The following is a 16,924-nucleotide window of genomic DNA, read 5'->3' as shown; positions in this document are numbered from 1 at the left end:
GTCGTAGCTCCTTTATACGAAAAGAAAAAGTCTTTATATATGTACCCCACTCTGAAATAAACACATTTGCAAACAATTTAACATCCTCTTCATATCGCGTTCTTTATAATGATTTAAACATGCAATTTGGATCCAATTATTCTTTTGTAAATAAGATGACTCATAATGAACGATGTATCCTTGTAATGCTAATGTATCGCCTACTACTTTAGAAGAATAATCTTCGCTCAATACAATAGTAAGTATAATTGGCGCGGCATGTTCTTTAGGTGAAACAAGCCTTAAACCCATATCAGTAATAACTTCTTCAACATAATCATATGTCTCTTTAATTTTTACAAATGCCTTTTCATCTTCAAATCTCTTCAACGCTTCTTGCAATGCATAAATTAAATTCCATGATTGTGAGTATGGAATACTTTCATTTTCTTCATACATGCCAATGTCCATATAGGCCGGCACAGCCTCGTTTATTTTTACAATGTGGTTATGAAAAACGAAAGAAATTCCTGTATATGATTTAATCGCTTTACCGCTAACACCACTTGCAAAATACACATCCTTCAAGTCTAATGGTATTGCTCCAATTGAGCTTATGCAATCTACACACAGTTTCATTTGATTCTCGTTACAAAGAGTATTTAGCTCGTTTAAATCGTTTAACATTCCAGTAGATGTTTCATGATGAACAAACCAAATCCATTCATAATTTCCAGTTGTCATAATTTCTTCTAATTCGGTATAAATAAATGGATCTCCCATTTCCTTTTTATAAGTATCAAAATGTAACCGTGCTCGTTTTGCATGTCCAACTAATCTATTACCAAATTCCCCATTTGTTAATACTAGTCCTTTCCCTTTTAAAGAACGTAACTGTAAAGCAATCGCATCATTTGCTAACGTCCCTGTTCCTAACATAAGCTGTACATGTTTTGCTTTTGTCATGTGAAGTAACCGTTTTTTCACATTGTCCATCATCACTTGAAATGACTTAGAGCGATGGGAAATAGGTCGCGTAGAAAATGCCTTTCGAACGTTCTCTTCAATATCTACTGGACCAGGTAAAAACGTATATTCTTTCGTCATAATCCCCCCAACACTCGACTCTTCAAACATAGCAGGGGTAACATACATTGGCTGGAAGGCTGCTTCTTCTGTACCAACTAACGTATGGAAAAATTTGAATCCCATTTGCTCATATAAAGCTAGTTCACGTGTTGTTGCAGAAATGAGTGCTAATTCATATCCATTTAGAAGCAAATAACGATGTAGAAAACGAATTAATCCTAACAACGCTCTTCCATTTCTATATTCACGTTCTACTGAAAGTAAACGAATTTCATACACTTTTTCTCCATGCTCTTGCAAATAAATATCTAAATTTGAAATTTTATAATCTAACGAGAATGGTCGTTTTCCCCGCACTGCGACCATACCTACTAATCTATCCTCATCTAAACAAATTAAATATGTATTTTCTTTATGAAACCGATCTATACGAAACCGTTCTTTCGTTTCTTCATGTTGTGGTATCTCTTCTACAAAAGTTTTATAATTCAATTTATGTATACTTTCAAATTCCCAATCTTGATCAGCAACTTTATAAATTAACCCCATGCCTTATCTCCTTTATCTATTTAATAAAAAATGATAAGTGGAGATTATCCCCACTTATTAAACACTCATTTTATTCTCGATTTACATATAGAATAAGTACAATAATTATTCCACTTAATATAGTGGTAACAATAGAATAAGAATAAAGAATCATACAAATTGGTAAACAAGCAATCGTAATTAGTCCTGGCTTCGTAAACCCTTTAAATATTAAATAAAATACAATAAAAATGCCTAAGAGGGTAAGCGCTATCAAATAATCAAATGCGATTAGTCCTCCTATAAATGTTGAAATACCTTTACCGCCCTTGCCTTTAAATAAAACTGGATAAATATGTCCAATAATAACGGCCAATAATGTTAACATTACGAATGTAGGATCTTCAAAAAGATATTTTGCTACAGCAACAACGATTGCCCCTTTAATTGCATCACCTAAAAATGTAGCGATGAAATACCCTTTTCCATATACGCGCCCCATATTTCTTGCGCCAGGATTTCCGCTTCCTTCATCCCTAATATCAACGTTATGTCTCAATTTTGTTACTATATAAGCGGTCAATATGTTTCCAATTAAATAAGAAGCCACCAAATATAAAAACTGCATACTATTAATCATGTAATCATTCACTTTCTACATGGGAATACATATACAATATTCAATTACTACGTATATTGTACGTTTTTAACATACATCCCTTTATACATTTTAACATCATATTTTTACAAATCATACAAAAATTCTCATACCTATTTTTAAAAATATATATCCCTCATTAAATAATATGTTCCTTTCACTGCCATTTCTGCTTGTGATACGAATGTAATTTCTTTCATACTTTCTTCACAGCATTTCTTAAATACAGCAAATATTTCAGGAACTAAACGCAATATACTGCCACTTGCTGCAATTGGCGTTGAGTGCTTAAAGTTCAACTTGTTATAAACATTTACTGTAATCCTTGCTAATTCCTTTCCAGCTTGCATCATAATTTCATGCGCATCATCATTGCCATCTCTCGCTTCCTGAATAACTAATGGGGCGATTGCTGCAATTTTATCTTTAGAAGAAGTATATACTAAGCTTTTTATATGAGACGGTGTCAAAAGTTGAAACTGCCTTTGAATATTCAAACTCAATGGACAAAGACTGATTCCTTGATCGAACTGAATTGCCATTTTCTTTAAAGCTTGTAATGCAATCCAATATCCGCTCCCCTCATCTCCTAAAATATGTCCCCATCCACCGCTATACTGATATACTTCTCCTTTCATTCCTATACAAATTGCACCTGTACCACCTATAGTTAATATTCCATCCTTACCTTTTAAAGCAGCTGCATGTGCGATCATTGCATCATTAAAAATTTCAATTTTTGTTCCGTATTTCTTTTTTAAACGTAATGTTAATTCATTTGTATTCGCTCCGCTTATACCAGCTAATCCTAAACAAACACAAACGCAATGCCCATTTATTAAACTCTTCTGGCATTGATTAATTGCTTCCATAATATGCACAAGAGCTTCTTCAAAATCTATTAATATGTTTCCAAAACCACTGGTAGCTCTTACAAGTTCATTTCCGTCTTTATCAAATGCAATTGCCTCGGTCTTCGTTCCCCCGCCATCTACTCCAATCATATACTTCATATGTTCGCCTCATTTTCATCTGCGTATGGAGGGAATGTTATATTCCCTAAAATTACGGAATTCTTAGCACCTGTTGCGCTCGGCACATTACTCGGATTACGATGATACGTTTCGTTTGCTAAAATAGCAAATGCAATTGCTTCTTTCGCTGCTGAAGAATGACCAATATCTTCTTGTATACATATGCTACATTTCTCTTCTCTTAATCCATTCCGTAACATTTCAACAAGTGTATTATTATAACTTCCACCACCACCTAAAATCACCTCATCAATTTCATAATACGGCAAAATAAACGCCTTATAATGATGAACAATTGAACATGCTGTAAACATCGTGACAGTTGCCAATATATTTTCTTTACTATGCTTTTTAAATCGATTCAATAATTCAGTCACAAACGCTTCTCCAAACTGTTCTCTACCTGTTGTTTTTGGTGGTTTCATGTTCAAAAATGGATGGTTCATACAGTATGTTAAAATTTCATCTACAACTACCCCCTGCTTTGCAATCCAACCATTTTGATCATATGGTACATGAAATAATCTTTGACATACTTCATCGATTACCATGTTGCCTGGTCCAGTATCGAAAGCAATAACACTCTCTTTACTTCGTTTACTTGGAACCACTGTAACATTACCAATCCCACCAATATTTTGTAGTAGTCTATTTTTAGTTTGATGCCGATATAAAATAATCTCTGAATATGGTACAAGTGGTGCACCTTGTCCCCCTGCCGCCATGTCCATCGTTCGGAAATTCGAGATAACCATCGTGTTCGTTTCATATGCTATTACTGCTGGTTCCCCAATTTGCAATGTTGAAGAAATAATATTCCCTTCTTGCTTTGGCTGATGATAAATCGTTTGTCCGTGAGAGCCTATTAAATCTAATTGTCTCAAAGGAAAATTGGCCTCTTTACAAACTTCCTTTACAGCATTGGCGAAGCATAAACCAAGTTTAAAATTTAAACTACATATAAGTTGGACATTCGAAGTTTCAATTGATAACGCTTGTTGGATCTCATTTTTCATATCATTACAAAATGGAACAGTAGTAAAATGGATGAGTTGGATTTTAGAATCTACACCACTTCCTTCTATATGAACGAGCGCTACATCTATTCCATCTAATGAAGTACCAGACATTACCCCTGCAATATACATAACGTGCATGACCTCCTATTTACTAAAAAACAATCATGTAAGTAACGAACGTACAACCAATCGAAAACAATATAAATCTAAAAAACAACTGAGCTTTCGATGCAAACGATCCATCAATGAAAGAAACAACTACCGTAAGCAAAACGCTTGCCGCAATACTTGTAACAAGCCAGATACTATGCATTTGTGATAGATTTAGCATGCCTAATAAAGGGACAAAAAGTAAATTTGCACAAATCACTCCAAATAATAATAAAAATACGCCTTTATAACTAAATTTTATATTCATTCTATTTCCCCCTTTCTAGTTTTAATGTGAAAGAAGTGATAGACAAAAAGTCTATCACTCAAAATAACAGCGTGCAGATTAAGGATTAACAGATTCCCCGTCACCATTTTTTTCAATTTCAAGCATATTTTTGTCGTACATTTTAAAGAATGGTAAATAAATAAGGAACGATATTGCTATATTTATAAAAACTAATACAATCGCACGCCAATCTCCACCTGTTGCTAAATATGCACCAATTGGAGCAGGTAGTGTCCATGGCGGCATAATATGCGTTGGTGTTACAAATCCCATCGCAGTTGCTGAATATGCAACAGTTGCTGTTACAAGTGGTGTAATGATAAATGGGATAATTAAAATTGGATTTAGTACAATCGGTAATCCGAATATGACTGGTTCATTAATATTAAAAATACCCGGAACAATACAAGTTCTTGATAATGCTTTCGAATATTTCGATCGACCAAATACAATCATAGCTAATACAAGCCCTAACGTCGCACCAGAACCGCCAATCCATATAAACCATTGATATAACGGCTCTGGTGAAATAAATGGCAACTGATCTGCTCCACTAGCAACTGCTTCACCATTTTTCCCTAGGTATACTTCCCATAATGGCCGAGCAACAGTTCCAACAACCGACACACCATGGATTCCGAATGACCAAAAAAACGTAATTAAAAACACTGGAATCATTACACCGAAGTAACTATCCCCAGCTTTTACTAATGGTGCTGCTAATTTATCAACAACATGGTGTAAATCAATGCTAAAAACGACAGTTACTAGACTCATTATAATAATAACGAATGCTGCAGGTATAAGTGCTTCAAATGAACGCGATACAGATGGCGGTACTTGTTCTGGCATTTTAATCATTACATTTTTCTTCTTACAAAACCTTAAAATCTCTACGGATAAAATAGAAACAATCATCGTCACAAATAATCCATGACCTCCGAGATTTGTCATCGGAAGCATGAATCCTTTTTTATCAATTAACTCAGGCGTTAATGTTAAAAGTAGTGAACATACCGCGAGCTGTGCTCCTGATAAAGCATCTAATTTATAACTTTTCGCTAAATTATATCCTATTCCAAATGCGATATATAAGGACATAATAAACATGGTTAAACGATATGGTATCAATATACTTGTTTGATTCTTTAATGCCCAAACTGATATAAAACTATCTTTCGGCAGTGGTGGAAATGCTACTATTAAAAAGAAGCTTCCTACTATAATAAATGGTAACGCCGAAATAACTCCATCACGGATTGCTTGTAAATGTCTCTGCTCAGAAAGCCTTGCCATCGGTCCAGATAAGTTCTTATCAAGAAACGTGACAAACTTATTCATAACGTTTCCCCCTAACTGATTAATTCATTTACAGTTTTTAATAAAGTCGGGCCGCCAAGCGGTGTGTATGCTTGCGGCGGTATGATGCCACACGGAATAGATTCCTCCTCTGCAATTTTTTTTACAGAGTCAAATCGGTGTCTTATTTGAGGTGCCACCATTACGACATCCCAGCCATTCTTTACTTCTTCCTCTACCTCATTCGTTCCAATTGCATGCACTTCCATGTTCACACCATTTTTCTCCGCTTCTTTTTTTAAAGCGTTTACAACAATTGCACTGGACATTCCTCCAGAACAGACGAACAAAACTTTCATTTATTAATCCTCCTATACTTATAATTTATTACCCTTCAAATGAAAGGAAGTTTCACTTTACTAACAAGCATATGAAGTAGTAAATGAATTTAGTTATAATGAAAGTAAATTTCATTAAAAATATTTTTCCTATTAAATTAATGTTTCAATATGCAATTTTCTCTATTGCAAGGTCAACCTCGCCTCAGATATTATTTTAAATAATCATATGATAGGGAGGCTTATAAATGATCGTTAAACGTTTATTAATGATATGTTGTATCGTTATCTTGTTCATCCCTTTCTCTTTCATTCCCCCTCACTCTACTTATGCTGAAGTAAATACTACGTACAAAAAACATGAATTACGTGCTGTATGGATCGCATCAGTTCTGAATATTGATTGGCCCTCAAAAACTGGCTTACCTATTGAAAAACAGAAGCAAGAATTTATAAGATTATTAGACGATGTAAAAAGCACTGGTATGAATGCAGTTGTTGTACAAATTAAACCAACCGCTGATGCTTTCTATCCTTCAAATTACGGTCCTTGGTCTGAATACATTACAGGAACACAAGGAAAAGATCCTGGTTATGACCCGCTCGCATTTATGATTGAAGAAACTCATAAAAGAAATATAGAATTCCACGCTTGGATTAATCCATACCGAATAACGATGAATCACACCGATATAAATCGATTATCAAATAATCACCCTGCAAGGCAACATCCCGATTGGGTTGTCCCTTATGGCGGAAAGTTATATTACAATCCCGGTATTCCGGAAGTGAAAAAATTTATAACAGAAGGCGCTTTAGAAATCGTACAAAATTACGATATTGATGCGCTGCATATGGATGATTATTTTTACCCATATAAAGTAGCCGGTGAAGAATTTCCAGATCAGAAAACGTACGAAACATATAATAATGGTAGATTTACAAATATAGAAGATTGGCGACGTAACAATGTAAATGAACTTGTAAAAGATTTAAATACTGCTATAAAACAAGAAAAATCATATGTAAAGTTTGGCATTAGTCCGTTCGGCGTATGGCGAAATATAGCTGACGATCCCACTGGCTCTAACACAACCGCAGGCCAAAGAAACTATGATGACCTTTATGCTGACACACGTGAGTGGATACAAAAAGGATATATTGACTACATTACACCGCAAATATATTGGAATATAGGTTTCACCCCAGCTGCATATGACATATTAGTAGATTGGTGGGTTAAAGAAACAAATAAGAAACCGATTCACCTATACATCGGTCAAGCGGCCTATAAAATTAATAATAACTCCGTCCCTGCTTGGTCTGATCCAGAAGAATATCCAAAACAAATTGCATTAAACCGGCTATATCCTGATATAAAAGGTAGTATGCATTTTAGCTTAAAAGATATTAATAACAATCCACTCGGAGTTAAAGATAGACTTTCAAAAAACATATATAAACATCCTGCATTAATCCCGCCTATGCCTTGGCTTGATCATGATCCACCAAAACAACCGACTTTAAAAGGCGCCATTCCAAGAGATGAAGGTATTGCAATCGGTATCATTGACAATAGAGATAATGATTCTGCTTATTACGCTATTTACCGCGTGAATGGGAAAAATGAAGTGGATGTACAAAATCCCAAAAATTTACTTACTACTGTAAGAAAAACAAAACTTGGAGAAATTTATGTAGATAAAACCGCTATTTCCGGAGAAACGTATACCTATGTCGTAACTGCAGTTGATCGATTGCATAATGAAAGTGTGGCTTCTAGTCATACTACCGTTAGTGCAAAATAAAACCTCATAAAAAAAGCGCCTTAAAGCTGTGATACTTAGCTTTTAAGGCGCTTTTTGTTATTTATTCTTAAACTTCTCAGTCGCTGCCCTCATCTTCACATTTAAATCGTGATCAATCGAGTCGCGAATATCTCGCTCTACTACTTCCATTTCTTTTTTGAAATTTTCCAAGTAGATCTTCAGTTCTTCTTCCTTCTCTGGTCTTTGTGAAGGTGGTAATTGTACTACCAACGATAACATGGCCGTTAAATCTTTCATTAAGAATGTTTCAAGTTTATGTTGTTGTTCAAACATGCGTTGCTCTTGATAGTACGGAAGTGCATTTAATACCGAAATTGTAATATCATCAACCGTTCTTTGTAATGAAGGATTTATTGAGCGTTTATACGCTTGAATTGTATTTAATGCGTCTGGATAACGGTCATAAAAATACAATTTGTAAAATGATAAGTCTGTCGGTTTTACAGTTTGCTGCGTTTCTTGTCTTAAGAAATCTTTCACTTTCATCGCAGCCACATCAATATCTTCATTCGTAAGCTTTTTCGTAGTTTTTGCCATTACATGCACTTTTTTCTGCTTTTCTTTCGGTAACATCGAGAAGACTTGCTCTCTCGTACGTTGACCTGATGCACAAAATAGAGTATTTAATGTATTTTGTTCTTTCTTTCCTTCGGTGCGAATCCAGCGATAAAACAGTGGATGTTGTGTAAATTCTTGTAGAAACGGTATTGATTTGTTTGATATCTTATCTAGAGAATCTTGCGCTCTTTTATATGGCTTCGTCCATGAAAAATACAGTTTCCGCCCGAAGTATACGACTAAAACAACGACAGTAAATGCTATTAAAAGCAATGTACCGAGTAGTAATAGTACTGTTTGAATGAAACTCATTTGTTCACCTCCTCTAATAATCCGTTATTTCCTTGGACGCTGAATGAGTTTCTGCTTCATCTCATCATTAAATGTGTCTAGTTCAATAACGAACTTCTTGCTTGACTCAATAATACGTTCTGACGATTTTTCAGATGCTTCAATTGCAGCGAACACATTTTGGAATGATTCACGTAATTTATCCATGCTAATAGCAGGGTTTTCAAGCAATTTCGTCGTTTCTTCTGTATTTTGTTTTAACGCTTGAGAATTACTTAATACCATCGATTCAATTGCTTCATTCGTCGCATTTACGGCATCAATTGTTTTCCGTTGATTCGTTAATGCAAGCTGAATAGCAGCTGAAACTGTTACAACGTTTTGTGTCATCGTAATCGCATTACGTATCGCCTCTGTTAATTTTTCATTATTTTTCTTAATGATGTCTACAGAAGCTATAGATTGTAATAATACACTTTTCGCTTGCTGCATATTACGTGTACGTACAAGTATCTTTTCTAATGCATCGTTAATTAACGGAATATCCCTTTGACGCTCTGGGTTTTGTTTCTCAGCTTCAAGCATGCCAGCAAGCTTTTTCCCTAAGTATACTTGTTTATCAAGAGCATGAATTTTATCGTGCGATTGTTCTTTTAACATTTCAAGACCAACTGTATCCTCTTGTAAGTTATCACGACCAATTAGAAGGGATCTAATAATTTCCTCAATTTGCTTATCTATAGATTGATATTTATGCACGTATGTTTCAAGTGGATTTTTCTTAAATACTTTAAACATAATTTTCTTCATACCACTTGCTTTTAATGAATTCGGATCAAGCTCTGATACTACTTTGCGTAATTCTAACAATGTATTTGGAATTTCTTCATTCTTTCCATTCATCATCGCTGTGACAGGACGTTTTAATGCTGATAACGTTTGTCCTGCTGCTTGTTGTTCTTTATCCCCCAAATCTCCTAGCTGCGACAATACTTTCGATAAATCTGTATTTTGCTCGCTATTTAACTTTTGTACATAAAGATCGGCTTCTTTATTTAATTCATCAAGTTCTTCATCTTTTATAACTGTATCAACTACTACTTCTACATTATTATCTTTCACAATTGATACGGGTTCTTTTTTCTCGAGTTCAGTCAACAAAATCGCTCCTTTATTTATATGTGCGAATTTATGTGCACTATATTTCATCTAATATATTGTATTTCATTTGCAAACAGCCTATATGAAATCAATTTTCAAGAAATACCTGCTTATGCAGTCATTCCCTGTTTCTTACTATAAGTATACCTGCAAACAACATAATTTTCCTCAGACTTAAGACCTAGAGACCGACATGCTGAAGGCGGATTCTTCGTATGTTACGTATATAAATTACGTCCTTCCCATACTACTGCACGCAATCTTTTGACATACACCCTTTTTCAATGTGATAATTATATTACACTCAATCCTATTTCTTCTTACGCGCTACAAATGCTCCCTTTTGAAACGCTAATAACACTGTTTCAAACGTATCATCTTCTTCAATCATTTTTATAAACTCATCTAATTCACTTGCATGAGAAGTTGCATTATCAACAACAAGAAAACCTTTTGGTTGTAACATACGTTTTATATGTTCAAGCCACCACATGTATTGCGTACGCTCTGAATCTAGGAAAATAAAATCAAATGAATCATCTAGTTGTGAATCTAAAAATGCCCCTGCTTCTTGATTGTGAACATCAATCCTTTGTAAAAGGTTTGCCTTTTCAAAATTGATAAGTGCCTCTCCAACTCGTTCTGAAGAAAGCTCTACAGTTGTTACATTTCCATTTGTTTCTTCTACCGCATTAGCCAACCACAATGTAGAATAACCATTAGAAGTTCCAATTTCTAAGATATTTTTTGCATTACACCCTTTTACTAAAATTGATAAAAATTGCCCCATCTCACGAGAAATATTCCGTAATTTTTCTTCCCGTATTTTTTTATTCCGATCATGCTCTTCTCCATATTGTTCAAGTTGAAGTAATAATGAATCTAACGTATCCATTCTTTTCATCGCCTTTCCAAGCAATATGATGAAAAAGCTCTTGCTGCCCGTCTACTTTTATTATATGCGAAACGAAATCCTTTTTCCTGTTATATGACAAAGATTTATAATTTTTTATAGCATATTGTTTCATTTTTTGGTAAAGTTAATTTCTACGTGCAATTATTCCATTCATATTATTTCATATTAAAATTGCAGTTATTAAATTATATAAACCCCATTTAAATGAATCGGTATTTCAAATTCAATTAAGCGCCCTTTTCGGACGCATTTTCTTTGTTTATATATTTCCAGAAGAAAGGATGCTTACAAATGAACGTGATTAGCTTAGATGCTGCTCGAAAACGAAAGCAGCATAAAAAATTAATGATTACTATACCGATTATTACACGTATTTATGAAGAAGACGGGGAAATTAAATTTGAGGTAGCTGGCGAAAAAGATGTACCTCTTGAAATGTTAGAAAAATAATAAAAAAACGCATTTCTAAAGAAATGCGCTTTTTTATATTTTTACATTTAAATGCATAAGTTTTTCAGGATTAACCATCATATAAATATTTGAAATCTTCTCATCCTCAAATGCAAACGAAAGAACATACGTTACTTTATTATTTATTGTAACTATAACTCCTGGTATACCATTTACCATTTTAAAATCAACAGTGTACTCTTCTGTCAATCGTTGTGCAATCCCAAAGAACAAGCGAATAATTCGATCTGCAGAATAAATTGGATTGATCGCAGTCGTAACTTTACCGCCACCATCAGCTTTGAGTATAGCATCTGTTTTTAATACTTCCAACATACCTTCCGTATCCCCACACTGTAATGATGCTACAAACTTTTCAACATAAGAAGCCATTTTCTCCGTGCTTAATTTTGATTGCTTCGGTTTCTCCAACATGCTTTTTCGTGCACGTTGAAAGATCTTCCTGCAGTTCACACTACTCTTATCAACAATTGAAGCTATTTCTTCGTATTCATAACTGAAAACCTCTCTTAATATGAAAACAATCCTTTCTACCTCAGATAGTTGTTGTAAAAGTAATAAATATGCGGTGGAAAGGGATTCTTTCATTATAAATGACTTTGATGGCTCATCACTCTCTTCCACAAGTGGCTCTGGTAACCACATCCCTACATACACGTTACGTTTATGCGCTGCCGATCGTAATTTATCAATTGAACGATTTGTCGCCATCTTACATAAATATGCTTTCATATTTTCTATAGATTGTGGATCTTCTATATTATTTAGCGAGATAAATACATCCTGAACGATATCCTCAGCATCCATAACACTCCCAAGGATTCTGTATGATAACGAAAATAATAATGGTTGATACGCTTCATATAACTGCTCCGTTTCCATGATGAACTGCCTCACTTTCATATTGCTTTAAAATGTGTAACGCTGCACGTTTCCCGCTTGCTACCGCAGCATCAGCTAATATTTCATCATGCCCTGCCCAATCTCCTGCAACATAAACACCTGGCATTTCAGGTATATTAGGACCCGGCTTTTCAACACGGTCAATATGAGGAAAACCATGTACTACTGTTATTTTCGGTAAATACTGCTGTGCAACAACTTCTCTTTTCCAATTTGGATGTAACAACTCCATCGTACTTTCCAACTGTTCTTTATCTTCATGAATATGATTCATCTCTAGCACAGGATTATGGTACTTAATTAGACTCACTGCAATTGATCCGTCTTCACTTAATTTAGCTGCTCTCGATTGATTTGTGAAAAATATAGGTCGATCTAATCCTAATACAAATTGATGTATAGGATTGGGTAATTGTCTCAAGCCAATATCTAATGCACCAACAGTAACCGGTACCGATTGTTCACTCCATTTATGCAAACTTGTTCCTTCTGCACCTTTTATTATTTTACAAGCCTCTTTCGGCGGAGTCGTCACGATGACTGTACCTACTTCAAAAACCTCATCATCAACACAATGTATTCTTTGTTTACCTTCGGAATGCTCAATTTCCACAACATGCTTTTTAGCCAAAAACTGCACCCCGATATCATTCGCTAAATCTCTTAATTTTGTTATTATCGTCTCCCAACCACCATCTACATAAAGCACTCCTTCTTTTATAGAAAGCTGTATTTGCTTTAGTACAGATGATGCTAATTGTATTGTAGGAGCAAACGTATATGTTGTTGTCCGGCATAGCGCATAAAATATATTGCGAACCATTGGATCTTTTATTTCATTTTCTGCCCATGTAGTTAGACTCATTTTCGAAACTTCTCCTACATCTAAATTTCCTAAACGAATCATAAGACGTGAGAATTGTACTTTTGCAGACCAAGAAAGTAGTGGTGTTGATAAAATTGAGCGAAAATCTGTTGGGATGGTGAATATATCCCCTTTCCATATTCCATGTGCTTTTGTAGATGGTATTCCACCTGGAAGAGTCATACCGAGCTCATTAAAAGTTATAAACGCTGCCCCACCTCTATATAAAGCATGTGCACCAAGATTCATGCAGATTCCATTTTTATTTGTAGTCATCCCTCGGCCACCGAATTGACTGGACTTTTCTAATACAATCACTTTCCTTCCAGCTTTCGCTAAATATATAGATGCTGTTAATCCAGCAAGCCCACCGCCAACAATTGCTATATCAAATGTATTCATAATAAAATCCCTCCTTAATCGTTCTACATACAAGACGAACGATTAAGGAGGGATGTGACATAAAAATAAATTTTTATTATCCTACTTTGTTTCTTTACTTTTTAATTCGATCATATTGCATACGAAATAACTCAATTGCAAATGGAATATCCTCTTCACTCTTTAAATAATAACTGACCCATCCTGATTCAGGTAATACGTGATGTGGTTTTACCAATCCTTGCTTCACTAATTCATCTCGCTTTAACTTCGGAAATGGTAAATCAGCTAATTTATCACCATGAAGATGCCCAAGTTCTTTCTTACCATAATTTATTTCAATACCACCAAATCGATGCGGTTTTTCAGAAACACCCGCCCAGCTGAGTACTTCATTTCTAATCATTTCACTAAATGACATGAACATTCACTCCTTATAAATGATTGATGTAATTTTAAATTAACATTTTCATTACTTTTTTCCATCAATCCAAAGTATGAATGGGAATACGAATATAGTTTAATCTTTATACTTTATACTTTATTCTTTATTCTTTATGGAATAAGTGAATTTATTAAGCTACCGACAACAGCACAAAACAAAGATTAGACACATATCCTAATTTTGTAACCTAACTTCCCTATAGAAAGGCGGGTAATATAATTGACTGCAAACATCGACTATACCTCCCCCTCAACCAATTTTACTTATGATGTAAATAAAAGTAATTTTTTTCGGAAAGATGCCCAAAATTATATAAATGTACTTGGTATTAAACAATTAAATACTTTAGAAAATACTTCATTATTAGATATTTATTTAAGTACAGGAAATGTTGTAGAACCACATATTCATCAAAATGCAGCTGAACTTGTTTATTGTATTTCAGGGTCTGCTGTTGTTTCTTTACTTAATCCATTTACGAATCAAATATTAAACTTACCGATAAAACCCGGGCAAGTTGCCAATATTCCACAAGCGTGGTGGCATTATGAAATTGCTACAGCAGATAATACTCATTTATTAGCTATTTTCAATGCCCCAGCGCCAGAAGTTATTTTCGGTTCTGATATTTTAAGATTAACTCCGGCTCATATGATGGCCCATACTTACTGCCTCAATGAACAACAATGGAAACAAGCGGTTTCTCCTATTCAATCAACTACTGTTATTGGCCCTCCGGCAAACTGCAATCAAAACCGTGGAATGAAAAATTACCCAACCCAGCCCCTCCCTCAACAACATAATCCGTATCCCCAAGATTCTTATTACTTTCCTCTTTACTGGGGCTATTAATTTGTAAATTTTTAAAAGAATCATCATTTATCTCCTAGGAAAATACCGAGGAGATTTTTTTATTGTATCTTCTCTTCCTATTAATAATAGTAACAATTGATAGTGTACATACATATAATATTTATATATTAAATTGGAGGTGATAGTACTATGAGTAATTATAACTATCGAAAAAACTACTCTTATAATAAAAATAGTAGCTCTTCAGCATCCTCTCAATCTTCCAATTCTCAATCTTCCAATTCCCAATCGCAAAGAGACTTAGCCGAGCAAGGCTATGTAAAGAAAAAAGGATGTAACTGCAATAAAAATAAATAGTTTATTTTATGGATGAATTCTTTTTTTAAAGAATTCATCTTTTTTTCTGATCGAAAATTTTTAAAGTTACATAACTTATTCCTTAAATGAGAAAGGGTAAATTATACTTTTTTATACGAACTTAACAAAGAGTAATTGTTCAATTGATTTATTACTTATTTTCCAAAAAAATATAGTCCTTCCTAAATTTATTAGGAAGGACTATATACAAACCCCTGTTTAATTTCCTACTAAACATTGTAACAAATTAAACGATATTAATACCTGCACTTACAAATCCAGCAACTGCAGCTATTGGACTTGCTGCTGTTAATGAAACATATAACAGTATTTTATCCCCAGCTGCTACTGGAATAGCTTCAGGTATGATTCCTGATGCTGTAGAACCAATCGCTATTGCGGCAAATGCTGGTGTTAATAAAAGAGGTGCGCCTTGTACTGTAAACGTATTGCTTGCTGCAGGTGCAGTTAATATTTGTATTTGCACTTGAACAGGTGATAATGGAGCTAATGCAGCTGTTGCACTAAAGAAACCTGCTAATGACGTAATAACCCCTGCTCGTGGTGCTACAAATGCATAATCACCTACACCTAATGCTAATGTGATACTTGTTCCACCCGTTAATGCTATACCAGGCTGACTAAATCCAAATCCAAGAAGAGTTCCTGTATTAGCTACTAACGCATTAACTAACGCTGCTGGTGTTGTACCTGAAGCAAACGGAATAATAGCTCCGCCACCAGTTGCACCCGTTGCTCCTGTTAAGCCTGTTGCTCCTGTTAAACCTGTTGCTCCTGTTGGACCTGTTGCTCCTGTTGGACCTGTTGCTCCTGTTGCTCCCGTTGCTCCTGTTAAGCCTGTTGCACCAGTTAAACCTGTTGCTCCCGTTGGGCCTGTTGCTCCCGTTGGGCCTGTTGCTCCTGTTAAACCTGTTGCGCCACCAGTACCTGCTGGACCTGTCGCTCCTGTTGGGCCTGTTGGACCTGTCGCTCCCGTTGGACCTGTTGCTCCTCCTCCTGGACCTGTTGGACCTGTTGGACCTGTTGCTCCTCCTCCTGGACCTGTTGGACCTGTTGGGCCTGTTGGGCCGCCTCCTGGAGTAGCACCAATTAATTGAGTTAATAAGTTTAATAAAAGTTGTAAACTTGCAGGGTCAATAATTAAAGAGAAGAAGAATGGTGCAAGAGCACTGTAGAATTGTTGTAATAAAGAAAGTAATTGACTTAGATTTGGGTTAGGAGATTGTAGTAAATTAATAATACTTTGAATTAATTGTTTTAAGAAATTCCCTTCTGGAGAAGGTGCTAATTCATTTAGTAAGTTCAATAGTTGAGTAAACAAATTGAGTAAAGCTAATCTGTTTGCATCACTTGGATTTGCAAAAAACGCTGCAATAGCCGCTATTAAAGAGTTTAGTAAAGTAATTAATCTACCTAATTGCTCACTGGTAATTGGAACTGTTTGTGGATTGTTACAGCAATCTGGAGTGAAAACAATCGGATTATTGCAGTGGTTATGACCAAAACAATTATTGTTTGTCATTTATGTCC

General features: G+C 35.0%; 17 protein-coding genes. 3 read left to right on the top strand and 14 right to left on the bottom strand.

All coding sequences use genetic code 11. The features are described from left to right. Positions 1-33 precede the first annotated feature (33 nt). The 7 genes from ACTL4X_RS11810 to ACTL4X_RS11780 all read right to left on the bottom strand — a co-directional run bounded on the left by ACTL4X_RS11810 (position 34) and on the right by ACTL4X_RS11780 (position 6,404). Positions 34-1,617, bottom strand: a complete 1,584-nt coding sequence (locus ACTL4X_RS11810; RefSeq protein ID WP_016122503.1) for an aminotransferase class V-fold PLP-dependent enzyme — start codon at positions 1,615-1,617, stop codon at positions 34-36. A gap of 70 nt (positions 1,618-1,687) precedes the next feature. Continuing rightward, positions 1,688-2,236 carry a glycerol-3-phosphate 1-O-acyltransferase PlsY gene (plsY, locus tag ACTL4X_RS11805; RefSeq protein ID WP_000610870.1) on the bottom strand — a complete coding sequence of 183 codons (549 nt, stop codon included), beginning with the start codon at positions 2,234-2,236 and terminating at the stop codon, positions 1,688-1,690. Between the two features lie 137 nt (positions 2,237-2,373). Next, complete coding sequence (locus ACTL4X_RS11800; RefSeq protein WP_016122502.1) at positions 2,374-3,267, bottom strand: BadF/BadG/BcrA/BcrD ATPase family protein; 894 nt, start codon at positions 3,265-3,267, stop codon at positions 2,374-2,376. Continuing rightward, positions 3,264-4,436: an anhydro-N-acetylmuramic acid kinase AnmK gene (anmK, locus tag ACTL4X_RS11795; protein WP_441395044.1), complete on the bottom strand. Its 1,173-nt coding sequence runs from the start codon at positions 4,434-4,436 to the stop codon at positions 3,264-3,266. The genes ACTL4X_RS11800 and anmK overlap by 4 nt, the downstream gene beginning before the upstream one ends. A gap of 22 nt (positions 4,437-4,458) precedes the next feature. Further along, complete coding sequence (locus ACTL4X_RS11790; protein WP_001021963.1) at positions 4,459-4,725, bottom strand: hypothetical protein; 267 nt, start codon at positions 4,723-4,725, stop codon at positions 4,459-4,461. A gap of 78 nt (positions 4,726-4,803) precedes the next feature. Then, positions 4,804-6,087 carry a PTS sugar transporter subunit IIC gene (locus tag ACTL4X_RS11785; RefSeq protein ID WP_001032280.1) on the bottom strand — a complete coding sequence of 428 codons (1,284 nt, stop codon included), beginning with the start codon at positions 6,085-6,087 and terminating at the stop codon, positions 4,804-4,806. 11 nt (positions 6,088-6,098) lie between these two features. Further along, the gene (locus ACTL4X_RS11780; protein WP_000865908.1) at positions 6,099-6,404 is read right to left on the bottom strand and encodes a PTS sugar transporter subunit IIB; all 306 of its coding nucleotides are present in this window, start codon (positions 6,402-6,404) and stop codon (positions 6,099-6,101) included. Between the two features lie 227 nt (positions 6,405-6,631). Between ACTL4X_RS11780 and ACTL4X_RS11775 the strand changes: the two genes are divergently transcribed. Beyond that, complete coding sequence (locus ACTL4X_RS11775; protein ID WP_086412524.1) at positions 6,632-8,191, top strand: glycoside hydrolase family 10 protein; 1,560 nt, start codon at positions 6,632-6,634, stop codon at positions 8,189-8,191. Positions 8,192-8,248: 57 nt separating this feature from the next. Here the strand turns inward: ACTL4X_RS11775 and ACTL4X_RS11770 are convergent, their stop codons facing one another. From ACTL4X_RS11770 to ACTL4X_RS11760, 3 genes are all read right to left on the bottom strand, one after another. Continuing rightward, complete coding sequence (locus ACTL4X_RS11770; protein WP_000008372.1) at positions 8,249-9,082, bottom strand: DUF3974 domain-containing protein; 834 nt, start codon at positions 9,080-9,082, stop codon at positions 8,249-8,251. A 24-nt stretch (positions 9,083-9,106) separates the two neighbouring features. After that, positions 9,107-10,219, bottom strand: a complete 1,113-nt coding sequence (locus ACTL4X_RS11765; RefSeq protein WP_000137402.1) for a toxic anion resistance protein — start codon at positions 10,217-10,219, stop codon at positions 9,107-9,109. Positions 10,220-10,532: 313 nt separating this feature from the next. Further along, entirely contained in the window at positions 10,533-11,126 is a 594-nt protein-coding gene (locus ACTL4X_RS11760; RefSeq protein ID WP_086412533.1) for an O-methyltransferase, read from the bottom strand. 303 nt (positions 11,127-11,429) lie between these two features. On the opposite strand from ACTL4X_RS11760, the gene ACTL4X_RS11755 reads away from it, so the two are divergent. Further along, a complete protein-coding gene (locus tag ACTL4X_RS11755; RefSeq protein WP_001100984.1) occupies positions 11,430-11,588 on the top strand; it encodes a hypothetical protein in 159 nt (52 codons plus the stop codon). A gap of 33 nt (positions 11,589-11,621) precedes the next feature. On the opposite strand, the gene ACTL4X_RS11750 is transcribed toward ACTL4X_RS11755, so the two are convergent. The 3 genes from ACTL4X_RS11750 to ACTL4X_RS11740 all read right to left on the bottom strand — a co-directional run bounded on the left by ACTL4X_RS11750 (position 11,622) and on the right by ACTL4X_RS11740 (position 14,179). Continuing rightward, on the bottom strand, positions 11,622-12,491 hold the full coding sequence (locus ACTL4X_RS11750) for a sigma-70 family RNA polymerase sigma factor (protein ID WP_000447162.1): 870 nt from the start codon (positions 12,489-12,491) through the stop codon (positions 11,622-11,624). Next, entirely contained in the window at positions 12,469-13,779 is a 1,311-nt protein-coding gene (locus ACTL4X_RS11745; RefSeq protein ID WP_049107818.1) for a phytoene desaturase family protein, read from the bottom strand. Before ACTL4X_RS11745 ends, ACTL4X_RS11750 begins: the two co-directional genes overlap by 23 nt. 94 nt (positions 13,780-13,873) lie before the next feature. Further along, the gene (locus tag ACTL4X_RS11740) at positions 13,874-14,179 is read right to left on the bottom strand and encodes a luciferase domain-containing protein (RefSeq protein ID WP_006921730.1); all 306 of its coding nucleotides are present in this window, start codon (positions 14,177-14,179) and stop codon (positions 13,874-13,876) included. Positions 14,180-14,422: 243 nt separating this feature from the next. On the opposite strand from ACTL4X_RS11740, the gene ACTL4X_RS11735 reads away from it, so the two are divergent. Beyond that, positions 14,423-15,055: a cupin domain-containing protein gene (locus ACTL4X_RS11735; protein WP_000126322.1), complete on the top strand. Its 633-nt coding sequence runs from the start codon at positions 14,423-14,425 to the stop codon at positions 15,053-15,055. 565 nt (positions 15,056-15,620) lie between these two features. On the opposite strand, the gene ACTL4X_RS11730 is transcribed toward ACTL4X_RS11735, so the two are convergent. Beyond that, entirely contained in the window at positions 15,621-16,916 is a 1,296-nt protein-coding gene (locus tag ACTL4X_RS11730; protein ID WP_242554581.1) for an exosporium glycoprotein BclB-related protein, read from the bottom strand. Between the last annotated feature and the right edge of the window lie 8 nt (positions 16,917-16,924).

The sequence above is a fragment of the Bacillus sp. RE35 genome, from assembly GCF_052146655.1.
Classification (GTDB): Bacteria; Bacillota; Bacilli; order Bacillales; family Bacillaceae_G; genus Bacillus_A; species Bacillus_A cereus.
The sequence above is the reverse complement of the archived record's forward strand: the minus strand, read 5'-3'. Positions and strand labels throughout refer to the sequence as shown.

What these genes read in the sequence shown, in the direction of transcription:
- ACTL4X_RS11760 (WP_086412533.1), bottom strand. Translation starts at nt 11,126, where the DNA reads ATGAAAAGAATGGATACGTTAGATTCATTATTACTTCAACTTGAACAA.
- ACTL4X_RS11775 (WP_086412524.1), top strand. Translation starts at nt 6,632, where the DNA reads ATGATCGTTAAACGTTTATTAATGATATGTTGTATCGTTATCTTGTTC.
- anmK (WP_441395044.1), bottom strand. Translation starts at nt 4,436, where the DNA reads ATGTATATTGCAGGGGTAATGTCTGGTACTTCATTAGATGGAATAGAT.
- ACTL4X_RS11750 (WP_000447162.1), bottom strand. Translation starts at nt 12,491, where the DNA reads ATGGAAACGGAGCAGTTATATGAAGCGTATCAACCATTATTATTTTCG.
- ACTL4X_RS11800 (WP_016122502.1), bottom strand. Translation starts at nt 3,267, where the DNA reads ATGAAGTATATGATTGGAGTAGATGGCGGGGGAACGAAGACCGAGGCA.
- ACTL4X_RS11790 (WP_001021963.1), bottom strand. Translation starts at nt 4,725, where the DNA reads ATGAATATAAAATTTAGTTATAAAGGCGTATTTTTATTATTATTTGGA.
- ACTL4X_RS11730 (WP_242554581.1), bottom strand. Translation starts at nt 16,916, where the DNA reads ATGACAAACAATAATTGTTTTGGTCATAACCACTGCAATAATCCGATT.
- ACTL4X_RS11770 (WP_000008372.1), bottom strand. Translation starts at nt 9,082, where the DNA reads ATGAGTTTCATTCAAACAGTACTATTACTACTCGGTACATTGCTTTTA.
- ACTL4X_RS11740 (WP_006921730.1), bottom strand. Translation starts at nt 14,179, where the DNA reads ATGTCATTTAGTGAAATGATTAGAAATGAAGTACTCAGCTGGGCGGGT.
- ACTL4X_RS11755 (WP_001100984.1), top strand. Translation starts at nt 11,430, where the DNA reads ATGAACGTGATTAGCTTAGATGCTGCTCGAAAACGAAAGCAGCATAAA.
- plsY (WP_000610870.1), bottom strand. Translation starts at nt 2,236, where the DNA reads ATGATTAATAGTATGCAGTTTTTATATTTGGTGGCTTCTTATTTAATT.
- ACTL4X_RS11810 (WP_016122503.1), bottom strand. Translation starts at nt 1,617, where the DNA reads ATGGGGTTAATTTATAAAGTTGCTGATCAAGATTGGGAATTTGAAAGT.
- ACTL4X_RS11745 (WP_049107818.1), bottom strand. Translation starts at nt 13,779, where the DNA reads ATGAATACATTTGATATAGCAATTGTTGGCGGTGGGCTTGCTGGATTA.
- ACTL4X_RS11780 (WP_000865908.1), bottom strand. Translation starts at nt 6,404, where the DNA reads ATGAAAGTTTTGTTCGTCTGTTCTGGAGGAATGTCCAGTGCAATTGTT.
- ACTL4X_RS11785 (WP_001032280.1), bottom strand. Translation starts at nt 6,087, where the DNA reads ATGAATAAGTTTGTCACGTTTCTTGATAAGAACTTATCTGGACCGATG.